Source organism: Allotabrizicola aquatica (SeqCode), assembly GCF_965194375.1.
GTDB classification, from domain to species: domain Bacteria; phylum Pseudomonadota; class Alphaproteobacteria; order Rhodobacterales; family Rhodobacteraceae; genus Tabrizicola_A; species Tabrizicola_A aquatica.
In genome coordinates this window covers 478,509-494,410 of sequence record NZ_CBDAEL010000001.1, presented here as the reverse complement: position 1 = coordinate 494,410, position 15,902 = coordinate 478,509, and the positions used below count along the sequence as shown (strand labels likewise).

Sequence of the window (15,902 nt, the reverse complement as noted above, 5' to 3'; positions counted from 1 at the left end):
AGACCTGAGATGGCAGCACTTTTGGAACCCGGCATGTTGGTGCGGCACCCCGCCCAGCCCGATTGGGGCCTTGGTCAGGTGCAATCCAACATAGGCAACCGCGTTACCGTGAACTTCGAACACGCCGGAAAACAGGTGATTGACCTGAACCAGATCGATCTGGTCCCCGTTTTCGGCCTTTAAGCCAGTATTGGGTTAAGAAGACCTTAATGCAACCTTGGATTGCATTTGTCGCACCAGCCACTCTGACCGGCAGCCGCAGTTGCATTGCACGCAGCCCGGTTCTAGAACCGAAGCCGATCGGGGCAGGAAAAAAGCAGGAATGACGGACGACGACAGCGCCTTTGTCTTGCGGCTTGCCCGTGACGACCGCGATCTGCGCGCCGCGCAGCGGCTGCGCTATCGAGTCTTCGTGCAGGAACTGGGCGCCAATGGCCCCCTGATCGACCATGACCGGCTTTTGGAAATCGACGCGTTTGACCCGCATTTCGACCACCTTCTTCTGATCGACACCCGCCGCGATGCGACGCATCTCGATGATGTGGTGGGGGCTTACCGGCTTTTGCCCTCGGACCGGATGCTCAGCGCCGGTCGCTTCTATTCCGAAAGCGAATATGACCTCAGCGCGTTGAAATCCACCGGGCGCAAGCTGGTGGAACTGGGGCGGTCTTGCGTGCATCCGGCCTATCGCGGCGGCAGCGCCATGCTGCAACTGTGGAGCGCGCTGGCCGCCTATGTGCTGGAACGCGATATCGAAATTCTGTTCGGGGCCGCCTCGTTCCACGGCACCGATGTGGCGGCACTGGCACAGCCCTTGTCCTATCTCGCCCATCACCACATTGCCCCGCCCGAGCTGCAAGTCCGCGCCCTGCCGCCCCATGCCGTGGCGATGGACATCATCCCCGCCGATCAGCTTGACCGCCGCGCCGCCGTGGCCGGCACCCCGGCGCTGATCCGCGCCTATCTGCGGCTGGGCGGATTTGTCGGCCAGGGCGCCTTTGTCGATCACGCCTTCAACACCACAGACGTCTGCCTCGTGCTTGACACCGCACGGATGAGCGACAAGCACCGCGCCTTCTGGATCCGCAAGCAGGGCGATCGAGCGTGAGGCACACGGCATGACGGACTGGCGTGACGCACCGATCGTGGTTGCAAAGCCCGGGCTTCTTGGCTGGGCGTTGGTGGCGCTGCGCGGGTTGACGCTGGGCGCCGTGACCTATGGCGGCCTTTTGCTTCTCTTGCTCTTGCGGCTGATCGAACGGCCGCTGTTCGGGCAACAACGGCCCATCACCCCCTTCATCACGCAATTCGTCTGCCGCGCGGCCTTTGTCATCCTGCGCATGCCGATCATCGTGCGGGGCCAACCGATGCGCCAAAAGGGTGCGGTGGTGGCCAACCATGCGTCATGGCTGGATATCTTCGCGCTGAACGCGGCCCAGCGCATCTATTTCGTGTCAAAATCCGAAGTGGCCTCATGGCCTGCCATCGGATGGCTGGCTCGGGCGACCGGCACGGTGTTTATCAACCGCAAGGGCACCGAGGCGAAAGCCCAGCAAGAGGTGTTCGAGGCGCGACTGCGCGCCGGTCACCGCCTCTGCTTTTTCCCCGAAGGTACCAGCACCGACGCGATCCGCGTCCTGCCGTTCAAATCCTCGCTGTTTCAGGCGTTTTACACCCACGGGCTGGACCGGGTCTTGTTCATTCAGCCGGTGACCGTGGTCTATCACGCCCCGCCCGAGAAGGACCCGCGCTTTTACGGCTGGTGGGGCAATATGGAATTTGGCCCGCATCTGCTGCTCACACTGGCGGCGCGGCGGCAGGGCCGGGTCGAGGTGATCTTCCACCCCGAAGTGCCGGTGGACGCCTTTCCCAGCCGCAAAGAATTGGCCGCGCATTGCGAGCGCGTGATCCGCACGAGCCATCCCTTGGCCGAAGGCTGATCTGCCGAAGCTCTCGTCGGGCGCCTGCGGCTTCTCCTCGAGGGGTGTCAGCCCAAGGGGGCCATCAACGCCTTCAGCGCCGCCGCCGGATCCTCTGCGCCCCAGATTTCTTCGCCAACCCCGAAGAAATCGGTGACGGGGCCGAATTTCGCGACCAACTCGGCCGTCAGCGCGCCTTCGGCGATCGAGGGCACCTCGATCACCTGGCTCCACCATTCGAACAAATCAAACTCCACCCGCTCGCCCTTGCCGAGCGCGGTTTCGCCCAAGGGGCCAAAGGCGGCATAATCGGCCCCAGCCTCGCCCGCGCTCATGCCCTCATGGCGCGAGGTGCCGCAAAAGGCCCCCACAATCGCATCGGCCCCAAGATCCTTGCGGACCTTGCGCACCGACCGCGCGCCATCGGTCAGATGCACGCCGTCAAGACCCAGACGTTCGACCATAAGCACATGGTTTTCAATGACAATCGCCACGTCCCGCTCATGCGCGACCAAGCGGCAGGCATCACCCGCGCGCAGGATCATCTCCTCATCCTTGGTCGCCAGCGCCAACCGCACGCAGGCCACCTCGACCCCGTCCAGCACCCGCGCCAGCTGGTCGGGAAACACCTCCAGCTCAAAGGCGGGCGGGGTGATCAGCGTGATCTGCGGACGATCTTCAACGGCGGGGGTGGCGGACATGTCAGGCTCCTTCGGCATCCGCCCGGCTTATCAGCCTTTTTTCGGCTTGGCTATCGGGGGCTGGCCTTCCAAGAGGGGGGCAGATGGCGTATCTGGCGGGAAAATCCCGCACAAAGGCGCCGCCCATGACCGAAGCCAAAAGCCAGACGACAATTCCGGCGCCGATCCAGCCCGCCTTCATTCTGGTGCGCCCGCAAATGGGCGAGAACATCGGGGCGACCGCGCGGGCCATGCTGAACTTCGGGCTAGACCGGATGCGGATCGTCGAGCCGCGCGACGGCTGGCCCAACCCGAAGGCAAACGCCCTTGCCTCGGGCGCGGGCCGCGTGCTGGACGCGGCCGGGATTTTCCCTGACGTTCCGCGTGCCATTGCGGACTGCGATTTCGTCTTTGCCACGACCGGGCTCAAGCGTGAGATGGTCAAACCCGTGGTCACGCCCGAACGCGCGATGCAGATGGTGCGCGAGATGGCGGCGGCGGGCAAGAAGGTGGGCATTCTCTTTGGCCCCGAACGGACAGGGCTGGAAAACGACGATGTGGCGCTGGCCAATGTCATCGTCACCGTGCCGACAAACCCCGATTTCTCCAGTCTCAACCTTGGCCAATGCGCGCTGTTGGTCGCCTATGAATGGGGCCGCCAACAGATCGACGTGCCACCCGAAATCATGATGCTGGCCCGCACCGAGTTTGCCAACCGCGAAGAGGTGGAAAAGCTCGGCGATCATTTCGAAGAGCGGCTGGACGCGGCGGGCTTTTTCTTTCCCCCCACCAAGTCCGCCGGCATGCGGCTCAACCTGCGCAACATGTGGGCGCGGCTGAACCTGACGCGGGCCGAGGTGCAAACCTTTCACGGCATGCTGCGCCAGATCGCCTATAAACTGCGCCAGCAAGGCGATTAAGCGCACAACCCAGCTTGCACCCGCGCGCCCGGCCCTATCGGCGGATTTGAGTATTTGGGCCAAGATGAAACCAAATTCGATTCAAACTGTTTGGGTTCTGCGATAGGGTCAGACGAAGGACCACGGGTATGGGGCGAGTGATGCGGGTAGTGACGCGGCGGGTAACGGTGATGGGGTTGATCGCGGCGGGGCTGTCGGCTTGCGTTGGTGGGGGCGGGCGCGGGCCGGTTGGGGCCGCACAGGCCGAAACCGTGATGCGCCCGGTGCCCAATGCTGGGTTTGACGCTTGGGTCGCGGGGTTTCGCGCCCGCGCCGCAGCGCGCGGCATCCCGGCCGGGGTGATCAGTGACGCGATGGGATCGGCCGGCTTTCTGCCCGATGTGGTGGAGCGTGACCGCAACCAGACAGAGTTCACCCGCACACTGGAAGATTACCTCGCCATCGCCGCCAAGCCCGAACGCGTGACCATGGGCCAAGACAAGCTGCGCCAATATGGGGCCGTCCTGTCGCGGATCGAGGCGCGCTATGGGGTCGAGGCCCATGTGGTGACCGCCGTCTGGGGGCTGGAAAGCTTTTACGGCACAAGGCGCGGCAATGTGCCCGTGGTGTCGGCGCTGGCCACGCTGGCCTATGACGGGCGGCGCGGCGCGTTCTTTGAAAGCCAGTTGATTGCGGCCCTGAAGATCATCGCCAATGGCGATGTCTCGGCGCGCGGGATGACCGGGTCTTGGGCCGGGGCGATGGGCCACACCCAGTTTATCCCGACCTCCTATCTGGCCTATGCCGTTGATTTCACCGGCGATGGCAAGCGCGACATATGGAGCGAGGATCCAACCGATTCCCTCGCCTCTACCGCCGCCTATCTTAAGAATTCCGGCTGGCAGCGCGGCCTGCCTTGGGGCGGTGAAGTGTGGCTGCCATCAGACTTTAACCCAGCCCTTCTGGGGCGCGGCAAGGGCAAGTCAGCGGGCGAATGGGCCGCCCTTGGCGTCACCTCGGCCACCGGCGGCGCGGTGCCCGAGGGCGGGTCGATCATCGCGCCGAAGGGCGTCGGCGGCCCAGCTTTCCTTCAGACCCAGAATTTTAACGTCATCCTGCGTTATAACAATGCCGAAAGCTATGCGATCGGCGTCGGCCACCTGTCCGACAGGCTATTGGGCCGTCCGGCTGTGCAGGCCGATTGGGGCCCGGACCAAACCGGCATGACCATGGCCGACCGCCAAGCGCTGCAACACGCGCTGACCGATGCGGGCTATGACACCGGCGGCACCGACGGGGTGATCGGCACCAAGACCAAGGCGGCCATCTCGGCCTATCAGCAGGCCTCTGGCCTGCCCGTGACCGGCGAGCCGTCGTTGGATCTGTTGCGCCGTTTCCGCTGATCGCGCACGCCCTTGCCCGATCCGGGGCGGAATGACGCAGGGCAATCTGTGGTTTCGCGGCACCAGCCCTTGAAGGCCCCTCGCGGCGGGCCTAGACTCTGCCCAAGACGTGAAGGGGACGGGCATGGCCGAAAAGCGCAAGCTGTTTGAAGAGGTTGGGGCAACCGCACAGGCGGCCCCGCAGGGTGGGCTGATCGAAGGCAACAAGGGCGCGCGGCGCGGCATCCGGGCATGGCTCGTGACGCTGTTCCTCTTGGTCGCCATGATGATCGCCGTGGGCGGCCTGACCCGGCTGACCGACTCTGGCCTGTCGATCACCGAATGGAAGCCCGTCACCGGCGCCATCCCGCCGCTCTCTGAGGCCGATTGGGTCACCGAGTTCGACAAATACAAGGCCACCCCGGAATACCAGCTGCAAAACAGCCAGATGTCGATGGAGGCCTTCAAGGTCATCTTCTGGTGGGAATGGGCGCATCGGCAGTTGGGCCGCGTGGTGGGGCTGGTTTGGGCGGTGGGCTTTGTCGGCTTCCTCGTCGCCCGCGCCATTCCACCGGGCTGGACGGGGCGGCTGTTGGGCCTTGGTGCGCTCGGGGGGCTGCAAGGGGCCATCGGCTGGTGGATGGTGTCATCGGGGCTGGTGGGCGAGCAGGTGGATGTGAAGTCCTACCGGCTGGCCACCCATCTGGGGCTGGCCTTTGTCATCCTTGGCCTGATCGCGTGGTATGTGTTCCTCTTGGGCCGATCCGAGACCAACCTGATACAGGCGCGGCGCAATTCAGAGCGCAAGCTGGTGGGCCTGTCCACCGGGCTCATGCATTTCGCCTTCCTGCAAATCCTGCTGGGGGCCTTGGTCGCGGGCATTGACGCCGGGCGCGGCTTTCCCACTTGGCCCGACATGAACGGCCAGTTCTTCCCGGCGGACGCCTTCTATGTGCCGGGCGGTGGCGGGGTCTGGCATGCCTTCTTTGAAAACCCGGGGCTGGTGCAGTTCATGCACCGGATGGCGGGCTATCTTCTCTTTGCCTTCGGCATCGTCGTCTGGCTGCGCGGGCGGCACTCGGCCCATGCCGCCACACGCGGGGCCTTTCATGCCGTCATGGCCATGTTGGTGGCGCAGATGGTCCTTGGCATCATCACCGTCCTGACGGCAGCGCATATGCACATCGCCATCACCCACCAGATTGGCGCGGTGATCTTGTGGGTTCTCATCATCCGGGCGCGGCACCTGTCGGTTTATCCGGTCGCAGGGTCCATCGCAAAGGGCACAGCATGACCAACACCACCGCCTTCGCCGATCTCATGGCCTTCCAGCGCCAGACCGAGGCGCTGTCCTTAGTGGCCGAACGGCTGGGCTGGGATCAGGAAACCATGATGCCGCGCGGCGCTGCCGATCAGCGCGGCGAGGAAATGGCGGCGATGGAGGGGGTCCTCCACGCGCGGCGCACCGATCCGCGCATCGCCAACTGGCTGGAGGCGGCTGAGGCCCCCGACCCAGCCGGGGCCGCGCAACTGCGCCTGATCCGCCGCAGCTATGACCGCACCACCAAGGTTCCCGCCGATCTGGCCGAGGCACTGGCGCGGCTGACATCCGTCGCCCAAGGCATCTGGGCCGAGGCCCGCGCGCGCGATGACGTGTCGGCCTTCCTGCCCACCCTCTCCGAAGTGCTGGCCTTGAAGCGCGAAGAGGCCGCCGCGCTGGCCACGGGCGGCGATCTTTATGACGCGTTGATCGATGACTATGAACCCGGCGCCACCGCCGAAAGCTTGGGCGCGATGTTTGACCGGATGCGCCCGCGTCTCGTGGCCCTGCGTGAGGCTGTGCTGGCCCACCCGGCCCCGGCCCCGCTCGTCGGCCATTTCTCCACCGACAGCCAACTCCGCATGTCCCGTGATCTGGCCACCGCCTTTGGCTATGATTGGTCGCGCGGCCGCATCGACCTTGCGGTGCATCCCTTCTCCTCGGGCGGTGGCAGCGACAGCCGGATCACCACCCGCGTGGTGGAAACTGACCCCTTCAACTGCTTTTACTCCACCATCCACGAGGTCGGCCATTCCAGCTATGAGCTGGCCATCGACCCTGATTACGCCATGACCCCGATCGGCCACGGCTGCTCGATGGGTGTCCACGAAAGCCAAAGCCGGATTTATGAAAACCAGATTGGCCGCAGCCGCGCATTCACCGGCTGGATGTTCGCCCAGATGCACGACCGCTTTGGCGCCTTTGACATGCCCAACGCCGAAGCCTTCTACGCCGCCGTCAACCGCGTGCAGCCCGGCTTTATCCGCACCGAGGCCGATGAGGTGCATTACAACCTGCACATCATGATGCGCTTTGATCTCGAACGCGCGCTGATCCGGGGTGACCTTGCGGTCAAAGACCTTGAGGCCGCCTGGAATGACCGTTTCAAGGCCGATTTCGGCGTCGCCGTCGACCGCCCGGCCCATGGCATGCTGCAGGATGTGCATTGGTCTTGCGGGCTCTTTGGCTATTTCCCGACCTATACCTTGGGCAATGTCTATGCCGGCTGCCTCAATCAGGCGCTGCGCAAGGCCGTGCCGGATCTTGACGACCAACTGGCCAAGGGCGACACCTCTGCCGCGACCGGTTGGCTGCGCGAGACCCTGCAACGCCACGGGGGGCTGCGCACGCCCCGCGACACCATCGCCCATGCCTGCGGCTTTGATCCCCACGAAGGCCCGCTTCTCGACTATCTGGAGGCCAAATTCGCTGGCCTCTACGGGCTGTGAGCCGCGCCAACGCCCCGGTCTGGGCGCTGGCCGTCGGCCAGACGCTTACCTATGCCGGGGTCTATTACGCCTTCCCGGCCATCCTGCCCGATCTTCTGGCCGAGACCGGCTGGACCGCCGCCGAACTCGCCGCCGGGCCGACCTTGGGCTTTCTGGTGATGGCCGCCCTCACCCCCTTTACCGGGCGCTGGGTTGACAGGGGCTGGGGCGGCGAGATGCTGACCTATACCCCGATCCTTGCCGCCCTTGGCGTGGCGGCCCTTGGCTGGGCACCAAGCCTTGTCTGGTGGCTGCTGATCTGGGCGCTTCTCGGCGCAGTGCAGGCCACCTGCCTCTATGAAACCTGCTTTGCCTTCCTGACACGCCGCCTGGGCGACGATGCCCGCCTTGCCATCACCCGCGTAACCTTGGTCGCGGGCTTTTCCGGCACGGTCACCTTTCCCTTAGGCGCGCTGATGGCGCACAATTTCGGGGCCCAAGGCGCGCTGATCGGCTTTGGCCTTCTGATCCTTCTGGGCGCGGTTCCCGTCAACGCCTGGGCCGTGCGCACCCTGCGCCGCATGGAGCGCGCCGAGGCCCCGCGCCGCAGCCCGCCCGAACCCGGAGCGCTGCACGATGCGCTGCGCCGCCCGGCCTTTTGGGGCATTTCAGCCATCTTCGCGCTGGTCTGGCTGAACCACGGGATTCTTCTGACCTTTATCCTGATGCTGTTCCAAGACCGCGGCGCCAGCGTCGCCATGGCCACGATTGCAGCGGCCTGCATCGGTCCCTCCCAAGTGGCCGGACGCGCGGTCCTGTTGATCTTTGCCTCGCGGCTATCCAACGCGCGCGCGAGCCTCTGGTCGCTGGCCTCTGTCCTCGTCGCAGGCGTGATCCTGTGGGTGGCGGGCTGGCTTCCCGCACTGATCTTCGTCTTTGCCATGCTGCAAGGCGCAGGTGCGGGGCTTTTGTCCAACCTGCGGCCCATGCTGGTGGCCGACCATCTGGGCCGTCGCGGCTTTGGCACCATTTCCGGCGCGGTGGCGGTGTCGCCCATCCTCGCCTCCGCCGCCGCCCCGTCTGTTGGTGCCGCTCTTCTCGGCGTCGGCGGGCCGGGCCTGATCTATGCCGCCGGCCTGTCAATGGCGGCGGCGGCCATGGCCTTGGGGCTGTGGATCTTGCCGAACCGGCAGTCCTGACGCACCCCCCACCCCCAGCCCCTCCCCACAAAGGGGGAGGGGAGGCGGCAGACATGAAAAAGGCGCGCCGGGTGGGGCGCGCCTGTTCAACCTTATCGAAGCAGGTTCAGCCCAGTTGGGCCGCAACCTCATCAGACATATCGAAGTTATGGGTGACCGACTGCACGTCGTCATCCTCTTCCAGCATGTCGATCAACCGCATCAGCTTTTGCGCCGTGTCCAGATCCACATCGGTGCGGGTCTGCGGCTTGAAGATGATCTTGGATTCTTCAGATTCCCCCAGCGCCTTTTCCAAAGCGTCAGAGACTTCCGATAGGCTTTCCACCTGACAGTAAATCCAGTGGCCCTCCTCATCGGATTCCACGTCATCCGCCCCCGCATCCAGCGCGGCCATCATGACATCATCGGCCGATCCGGCGCTGGCGGGATAGGAGATCTCGCCCACCCGGTCAAAGCCGTGGGAAACCGACCCGGTCTGCCCCAGATTGCCGCCGCACTTCGAAAAATAGCTGCGTACGTTCGACGCGGTGCGGTTCAGGTTATCCGTCATCGCCTCTACGATGATCGCAATCCCGTTCACCCCGTACCCTTCATAACGGATCTCGGTGTAATCCGCCGCATCGCCACCCGATGACTTCTTGATCGCGCGGTCGATCACGTCTTTCGGCATAGACACCGCCTTGGCGGCCTTCACGGCCAGACGCAGACGCGGGTTCTTGTCGGGGTCAGGATCGCCCATCTTCGCCGCGACGGTGATTTCCTTCGACAGCTTGGAAAACATCTTCGAGCGCAGCTTGTCCTGCTTGCCTTTACGATGCTGAATGTTCGCCCATTTGGAATGGCCAGCCATGACCTCAAACTCCGGTAATCTCGGTGATGGGGTCGTCTACACCAGCCGCCCCCCCGGCGGCAACCCCCGCACCCTAAAGGTCATACAAGAGCGGCACCGCAATGGTCACGACCACCGCCGAGATCACGTTGATCGGCACACCAAAACGGATGAAGTCCATAAAGGTATAGCCGCCGGGGCCGTAAACCAGCGTGTTGGTCTGATAGCCAATCGGCGTGGCAAAGCTGGCCGAGGCGCCGATCATCACCACAATGACCAAGGGGCGCGGATCGACGCCCAGCGTATGGGCCAGCTGAATGACAATCGGCGTCACGATGACCGCGACCGCGTTGTTCGACACCACCTCGGTCAGAAACGAAGTCAGCGCATAGACGGACAGCACCAAGAGCCACGGCGCCATGCCTTGCATAAAGGGCGCGACAAACTCCACGACCCGCTCCACCGCGCCGGAATGCTCCAACCCGGCCCCAACCCCTAGCATCCCGAAGATCAGCGCCATCAGCCGCCCATCGACCGAGGCCAGCGCCTCATCGCCGTCAATCGCCCGGGTCAAGAGCACGATCCCCACGCCGACAAAGGCCAGATATTGGATCGGCGCAATGTTCAGCGCCGCCCCGATCACCACCGCCACCAGCACCACCACCACAATGGGCGCATGCTTGCGCCGATAGGGGCGCTCAGAGGGATGCGAGACATCGACCATATCCATATCCGCCGCCAACCGCTGAATATCGGACGGCGCGCCCTCCAACAGCAAGGTATCACCCACCTGCACCACCAGATCATCCAACTGCCGCCCGATGTTCTGATTCCGCCGATGCACCGCCAAAGGATAAACCCCATAGCGCCGCCGCAAGCGCATCTGGCCAAGACTGCGCCCCACCATCAGACAGCCCGGAGTGATCAAGACCTCCACCGTGGCGGTCTGCACCGACGACAGCTCATCCACCTGCCGCAACTGTTTGTGGTCCTTCAGCCCCAAAAGCTCGGCCATCGGCGTGCGCAGCACCACACGATCACCCTCGACCAGCACCACCCCCGCCATGTCGCGGCGCAACGAAAGATCCCCGCGCAGCACGTCAATCACCCGCGCCCCCCCGCGCGAAAAGAGGTCAACCTCACCCGGGTTCTTGCCGATAAAGGCCGACCCTTCGGGAATGGCCACTTCGGTAAAGAACTTCATCCCCTTACGGTCCGACAACAGCGCCGACATCGAGTCACGATCCGGCAACAAGCGTTTGGCGAAAAACGCCAGATAAGCCAGCCCCGCCGCCGCCACGATCAGGCCCACGGGCGTCAGCTCAAAGATCCCGAACGGCTCCAGCCCTTGGGCGCGTGCCACGCCATCCACCACAAGATTGGTCGAAGTGCCGATCATCGTCACCGTGCCACCCAGAATGGTCATGTAAGACAAGGGGATCAGCAGCTTGGACGGCGACATCTGCAGCTGTTTGGCCAGCTGCATGAAAATCGGCAGCATCACCACCACCAAGGGGGTGTTGTTGACAAAGGCCGAGGCCAGCGTGACCCCAAGGCCCAAGGTCACCAAGGTCAAGGCAGGATGCGCCTCGGCCTTGCGGGCGGCCAGTTGGCCGACGGTTTCCAAAACCCCCGTCCGCACCAAGGCACCCACGATGATGAACATCGCCGCAATCGTCCAAGGCGCGTTGTTCGACAGAACCGAGCCGACACTCTCCATCGGCAAAATGCCAAGGATCAGCATCAGCGTGGCACCACCAATCGCCACCACCTCAACCGCATAGGTTTCGCGCAGGAACATCACGAACATGCCGCACAGGATCAACAGCGCGATCACCGCTTGCGCGCCTTGGCTCAGGTCAAGTCCGATCATGGATGCCTCCGGTCTGGACGGCAACCTTAGCGCGACTCCCGCATCATGGGAATATAATATCTACTAACTTAGTCGAGTTAAGCGGAGGGCCGCTCACGCGGCGCAACAAGCGCCAAGCCGCAGAGCATAACCGCCGCCGCCGCCCAAACCCAAGGCGAGAACCGCTCGCCCAACAGCACCATGGCCCAGACGATCCCCGAGGCCGTGGTGAAATAGGCCGATTGCGAGGCAAAGACCGACCCAGCCCGCGCCGCAAGCCAGACAAAGCTGGCATACAGCAGGGCATGCAGGGCCGATGAGGCGATCAACGCCCATTCCGCCAGACCGGGCTTTAGGGGCATCGGGAACCAATGGCCCATGGCCAGCATGACCGGCGCGCAGAACACCAGCCCGGCGATGGACGCACCGAACATCGCCTGAATCGCATCCATCCCTTGGGTGCCGCGCGCAGCGACATAGGTGTTTTCCAGCGCGTAAAAGAACGGGCCAATCATGGCGATGGGCAAAAACGCCACCATCGCCCGATCCGGCAGGCTGGTTTGCGGCAGCACAATCAGCAAAACCCCCGACAGGCCCAGCAGAATCCCAATCATCCGCCGCAGGCTAAAGCGGTCCAATCCCAGCGCCATCGCAATGGGAAAGGCCATCAGCGGGATGGTGGCGATGATGATCGACATGATGCCCGAGGGCAGGCGCGCCACCGAGACATAGAAGGTGTAGTTCGGGATCAGCGTGCCCAAAAAGGCCACCACCACGTAAAACTCCAGCGCCTTGCGGTGCAAGGGCAAGCGCTTGCCGCGCACAAGGGTCAGGGCCCCCAACACCAGAACGCAGACCACAAGCTGCCAGAAGATCAGCCCAAAGGGCGGATGCCCGGTCGAGGCGGCAATCTTGCCCAGGGGCTGGGTCGACCCCCAGCCAATGCCGATCAGCGCCAGAATAATCGCATAGCCCGCGCGCGAGGGTGTCTTGCCCGTGGCAAGGGATGCAAAGGTCATGGCCCAACAGGCTCCAGTCGTCCGCCCTGACGCACCGGCACAATGCGGGTGGCCTTTCCGGTGCGGTCATCGGTTTCGACGTAAACGCCCGACAGCGTGGCCGGGCCACTCGCGGGTTCAAAGCGGGCCTGCGACATGCCGGTGATAAAGCGGCGCAACGGCTCCATCTTTTCCATGCCAATGACCGAGTTGTAATCGCCGCACATCCCGGCATCGGTCAGATAGGCAGTGCCGCCGGGCAGAATCATATGGTCGGCGGTCGGCACATGGGTGTGGGTGCCGACGACAAGGCTGGCTTGCCCGTCACACCAATGACCCATCGCCATTTTCTCGGATGTCGCCTCGGCGTGCACATCCAAAATGGCGGCTTGCACCGATGCGCCCAGCCGGTGGGTCTTGAAAATCGCCTCGGTGGCCGAGAACGGATCATCAAAGGGCCGCTTCATAAAGACCTGCCCCAAGACCTGCGCCACCAAAACCTTGCGCCCCGACGTGGCGTCGAAAATTTTGTAGCCGCGCCCCGGCGCCACCTTGGAGAAGTTGAGCGGCCGAATGATGCGATGTTCGGTTTCTGCAAACTGCATCATGTCCTTTTGGTCAAAGGCATGATCCCCAAGGGTGATGCAATCGGCCCCGGCTTGCAGGAGCAACCTCGCATGTTCCGTGGTCAGCCCCGCGCCTTGGCTCGCGTTCTCGCCATTCACGACGACAAAATCCAACCCCCAACGCGTGCGCAGGGCGGGCAGGAATTCGGTGACAGCCGCACGACCCGCGCGGCCCATCACATCGCCAAGGAACATCAGTTTCATGGGCCGAAGCCTTAGGCTGCCCCGCGCGGCAACGCAAGCAAACCAGCGACGCGCCTCGTCGGTCTTCGACCGCTCGTTGCCCATGCCCCAAGGCCCCCCACGACGCGCGGTCGCAGACCGACGAGGAGTTGCGGTCCGCCCTGCACAGGCTATCTATGGCCCATGACCCTGCCCCCCACCCTGTCAAACTGGTTCGCCGCCCAAAGCTGGACCCTGCACCCCCATCAGCACGAGATGCTGGCGCGCGGGGCGGCACGCTCCACCTTGCTCATCGCGCCCACCGGGGGCGGCAAAACGCTGGCGGGGTTTCTGCCCTCGCTGGCCGAACTCGCGGGCGGGCATCAGGGCCTCCACACCCTTTACATCTCGCCGCTCAAGGCGCTCGCCGCCGACATCCGCCGCAACCTGCGCCGCCCGGTCGAAGGGGCCAACCTCCCCATCCGGATCGAAGACCGCACTGGCGACACCACCTACACCCAACGCCGCCGCCAGCGCGCCGACCCGCCGCATATCCTGCTCACCACCCCCGAAAGCCTCGCGCTTTTGCTCAGCTATGAAGACGCCCCGCGCATCTTTGCCGGGCTCCAGCGCGTCGTGGTGGACGAACTTCACGCACTCGCCGAAAGCAAGCGCGGCGATCAGTTGATGCTCGCACTCTCCCGGCTGGAAACCCTCTCGCCCGGCCTGCGCCGCGTGGGCCTCTCGGCCACGGTCGAAGATGCCCCGGCCCTCGCCGCCTATCTGGGCGCGGGCACCCAGATCCTGACCGCCGATCCCGGCCCAGACCCCGACATCACCATGCTCGACACCGCCACACCGCCGCCTTGGGCGGGGGGCGGCGGGCGCTACGCCATCCCGGAAATCCTGAACCAGATCACCCGCCACCAGACCACGCTGATCTTTCACAACACCCGCGCGCAGGCCGAAATCTTTTTCCACCACCTGTGGCTGGCCAACAGCGAAGACCTGCCGATCGGCATCCACCACGGCTCGCTGTCCCGCGAACAGCGCGAACGGGTCGAGGCGGCGATGGTCTCGGGTGCCCTGCGCGCCGTGGTCTGCACCGGGTCGCTTGATCTGGGCATCGACTGGGGCGCGGTCGATCTGGTCATTCAGGTCGGCGCGCCAAAGAACATCAAACGCCTTGTCCAGCGCATCGGCCGCGCCAACCACCGCTACAACGCGCCCTCCAAGGCGCTTTTGGTGCCCGCCAACCGCTTTGAGGTGGTGGAATGCCAAGCCGCGATGGAAGCCGCCCGCGCCCATACGCTGGACGGCGAGCCGCGCGGCCCCGGCCCGCGCGATGTGCTCTGCCAGCACATCCTCGCCACCGCCTGCGCCGCCCCCTTTGACGCCGCCACCCTGTACGCCGAGGTCACCACCGCTGGCCCCTACGCCGCCCTCACCCGCCCCGAGTTCGACGACTGCCTGAATTTCGTCGCCACCGGCGGCTATGCACTGCGCGCCTATGACCGCTGGCAGCGGCTGATGCAGCGCGGCGGGCTGTGGTCCTTGCGCGACCCCCGCAGCGCCGCCGTGATCCGCCAGAATCTTGGCACCATCATCGACATCGAAACGCTGAAGGTGCGACTGGGCCGCTTTGGCACTCCCTTGGGCGAGGTGGAGGAATCCTTCGCCGCCACCCTGTCGCCCGGCGACACCTTTCTGATCGGCGGGCAGGTGGTGCGCTATGAAAGCCTGCACGAAATGACCGTTGAGGTCAGCCGCGCTGCGGCGCGCGATCCCAAGGTCGCTGTGTTTAATGGCACAAAATTCGCCACATCCACCCTGCTTTCCGCCCGGATTCTTGAAATTTTCCAACAAGACCGCTGGCCAGACCTGCCGCGCCACACCGCCGAATGGCTAGCCCTGCAACGCGAGGTCTCGCGCCTGCCAGAGCCCAACCGCCTGCTGGCCGAAAGCTTCCCACAAGACGGGCGCGAGCATCTGTGCGTCTACGGCTTTGCGGGCCGCAACGCCCAACAGACCCTTGGCCTCTTGCTGACGAAACGGATGGAAGAGGCGGGTCTTGCCCCCTTGGGCTTTGTCGCCACCGACTATGCCACGCTGATCTGGGGGCTGGAGCCGGTCCTCGACGCGGCCCCGCTGCTCGATCTGACAGACCTGCGCGACGGGCTGGAGGGCTGGCTTTCGGGCAACGCCGTGATGAAACGCACCTTCCGCAACGTCGCCATCGTGGCGGGCCTGATCGAACGCAGCCACCAAGGCCGCCGCAAATCCGGGCGGCAGGCCACGTTCTCCTCGGACATCCTCTATGACACGCTGGTCCGCCATGACCCCGACCACCTCCTCCTGCGGCTGACCCGCGAAGAGGCGATGCGCGGCTTGATCGACTTCTCCCGGCTGGAAGAGATGCTGGCCCGCGTCCAAGGCCGGATCGACACCCGGCGGCTCTCCCGCGTCTCGCCCCTTGCCGCGCCCTTGTTTCTGGAACCCAGCAAAATCCCGGTCGATGGCAAAGGCCGCGAACGGCTGGCCGAGGATGCCGCCCGCGCCCTGTTGCGCGCGGCGGGTCTGGATTGATTTTCCGCCCCAAGCCGGGCAC

The 15,902-nt window shown here is 64.6% G+C and carries 14 protein-coding genes; 9 read left to right on the top strand and 5 right to left on the bottom strand.

Annotated elements, in window-relative coordinates:
• The first annotated feature begins 9 nt into the window (after positions 1-9).
• The 3 genes from AC72UB_RS02435 (at position 10) to olsA (ending at position 1,940) form a co-directional block, all read left to right on the top strand.
• Positions 10-183 carry a DUF3553 domain-containing protein gene (locus tag AC72UB_RS02435; protein ID WP_463288931.1) on the top strand — a complete coding sequence of 58 codons (174 nt, stop codon included), beginning with the start codon at positions 10-12 and terminating at the stop codon, positions 181-183.
• Between the two features lie 139 nt (positions 184-322).
• A complete protein-coding gene (olsB, locus tag AC72UB_RS02430; RefSeq protein WP_505188345.1) occupies positions 323-1,108 on the top strand; it encodes an L-ornithine N(alpha)-acyltransferase in 786 nt (261 codons plus the stop codon).
• Between the two features lie 10 nt (positions 1,109-1,118).
• Positions 1,119-1,940 (top strand): lyso-ornithine lipid O-acyltransferase, encoded by an 822-nt coding sequence (olsA, locus tag AC72UB_RS02425; protein ID WP_505188344.1) that lies wholly within the window; start codon positions 1,119-1,121, stop codon positions 1,938-1,940.
• 47 nt (positions 1,941-1,987) lie between these two features.
• Here the strand turns inward: olsA and AC72UB_RS02420 are convergent, their stop codons facing one another.
• Positions 1,988-2,620 carry a thiamine phosphate synthase gene (locus AC72UB_RS02420; protein WP_505188343.1) on the bottom strand — a complete coding sequence of 211 codons (633 nt, stop codon included), beginning with the start codon at positions 2,618-2,620 and terminating at the stop codon, positions 1,988-1,990.
• Between the two features lie 125 nt (positions 2,621-2,745).
• Here AC72UB_RS02420 and AC72UB_RS02415 point away from each other — a divergent pair, with 125 nt between their 5' ends.
• The 5 genes from AC72UB_RS02415 (at position 2,746) to AC72UB_RS02395 (ending at position 8,827) form a co-directional block, all read left to right on the top strand.
• Positions 2,746-3,519, top strand: a complete 774-nt coding sequence (locus tag AC72UB_RS02415; protein WP_505188342.1) for an RNA methyltransferase — start codon at positions 2,746-2,748, stop codon at positions 3,517-3,519.
• Positions 3,520-3,659: 140 nt separating this feature from the next.
• Positions 3,660-4,901 carry a lytic murein transglycosylase gene (locus AC72UB_RS02410; protein WP_505188341.1) on the top strand — a complete coding sequence of 414 codons (1,242 nt, stop codon included), beginning with the start codon at positions 3,660-3,662 and terminating at the stop codon, positions 4,899-4,901.
• A gap of 124 nt (positions 4,902-5,025) precedes the next feature.
• Positions 5,026-6,174, top strand: a complete 1,149-nt coding sequence (gene ctaA / locus AC72UB_RS02405) for a heme A synthase (RefSeq protein ID WP_505188340.1) — start codon at positions 5,026-5,028, stop codon at positions 6,172-6,174.
• A complete protein-coding gene (locus AC72UB_RS02400; RefSeq protein ID WP_505188339.1) occupies positions 6,171-7,649 on the top strand; it encodes a carboxypeptidase M32 in 1,479 nt (492 codons plus the stop codon). The genes ctaA and AC72UB_RS02400 overlap by 4 nt, the downstream gene beginning before the upstream one ends.
• Positions 7,646-8,827 (top strand): MFS transporter, encoded by a 1,182-nt coding sequence (locus tag AC72UB_RS02395; RefSeq protein WP_505188338.1) that lies wholly within the window; start codon positions 7,646-7,648, stop codon positions 8,825-8,827. Before AC72UB_RS02400 ends, AC72UB_RS02395 begins: the two co-directional genes overlap by 4 nt.
• Before the next feature lie 106 nt (positions 8,828-8,933).
• Here the strand turns inward: AC72UB_RS02395 and AC72UB_RS02390 are convergent, their stop codons facing one another.
• From AC72UB_RS02390 to AC72UB_RS02375, 4 genes are all read right to left on the bottom strand, one after another.
• On the bottom strand, positions 8,934-9,677 hold the full coding sequence (locus tag AC72UB_RS02390) for a YebC/PmpR family DNA-binding transcriptional regulator (protein ID WP_505188337.1): 744 nt from the start codon (positions 9,675-9,677) through the stop codon (positions 8,934-8,936).
• A 73-nt stretch (positions 9,678-9,750) separates the two neighbouring features.
• Entirely contained in the window at positions 9,751-11,529 is a 1,779-nt protein-coding gene (locus AC72UB_RS02385) for an SLC13 family permease (protein WP_505188336.1), read from the bottom strand.
• A 77-nt stretch (positions 11,530-11,606) separates the two neighbouring features.
• Positions 11,607-12,527, bottom strand: coding sequence for a DMT family transporter (locus AC72UB_RS02380; RefSeq protein WP_505188335.1), 921 nt, complete (start codon positions 12,525-12,527; stop codon positions 11,607-11,609).
• Positions 12,524-13,336: a TIGR00282 family metallophosphoesterase gene (locus tag AC72UB_RS02375; protein WP_505188334.1), complete on the bottom strand. Its 813-nt coding sequence runs from the start codon at positions 13,334-13,336 to the stop codon at positions 12,524-12,526. Before AC72UB_RS02375 ends, AC72UB_RS02380 begins: the two co-directional genes overlap by 4 nt.
• A 162-nt stretch (positions 13,337-13,498) precedes the next feature.
• Here AC72UB_RS02375 and AC72UB_RS02370 point away from each other — a divergent pair, with 162 nt between their 5' ends.
• Positions 13,499-15,880 carry a ligase-associated DNA damage response DEXH box helicase gene (locus AC72UB_RS02370; RefSeq protein ID WP_505188333.1) on the top strand — a complete coding sequence of 794 codons (2,382 nt, stop codon included), beginning with the start codon at positions 13,499-13,501 and terminating at the stop codon, positions 15,878-15,880.
• Positions 15,881-15,902: the final 22 nt, after the last annotated feature.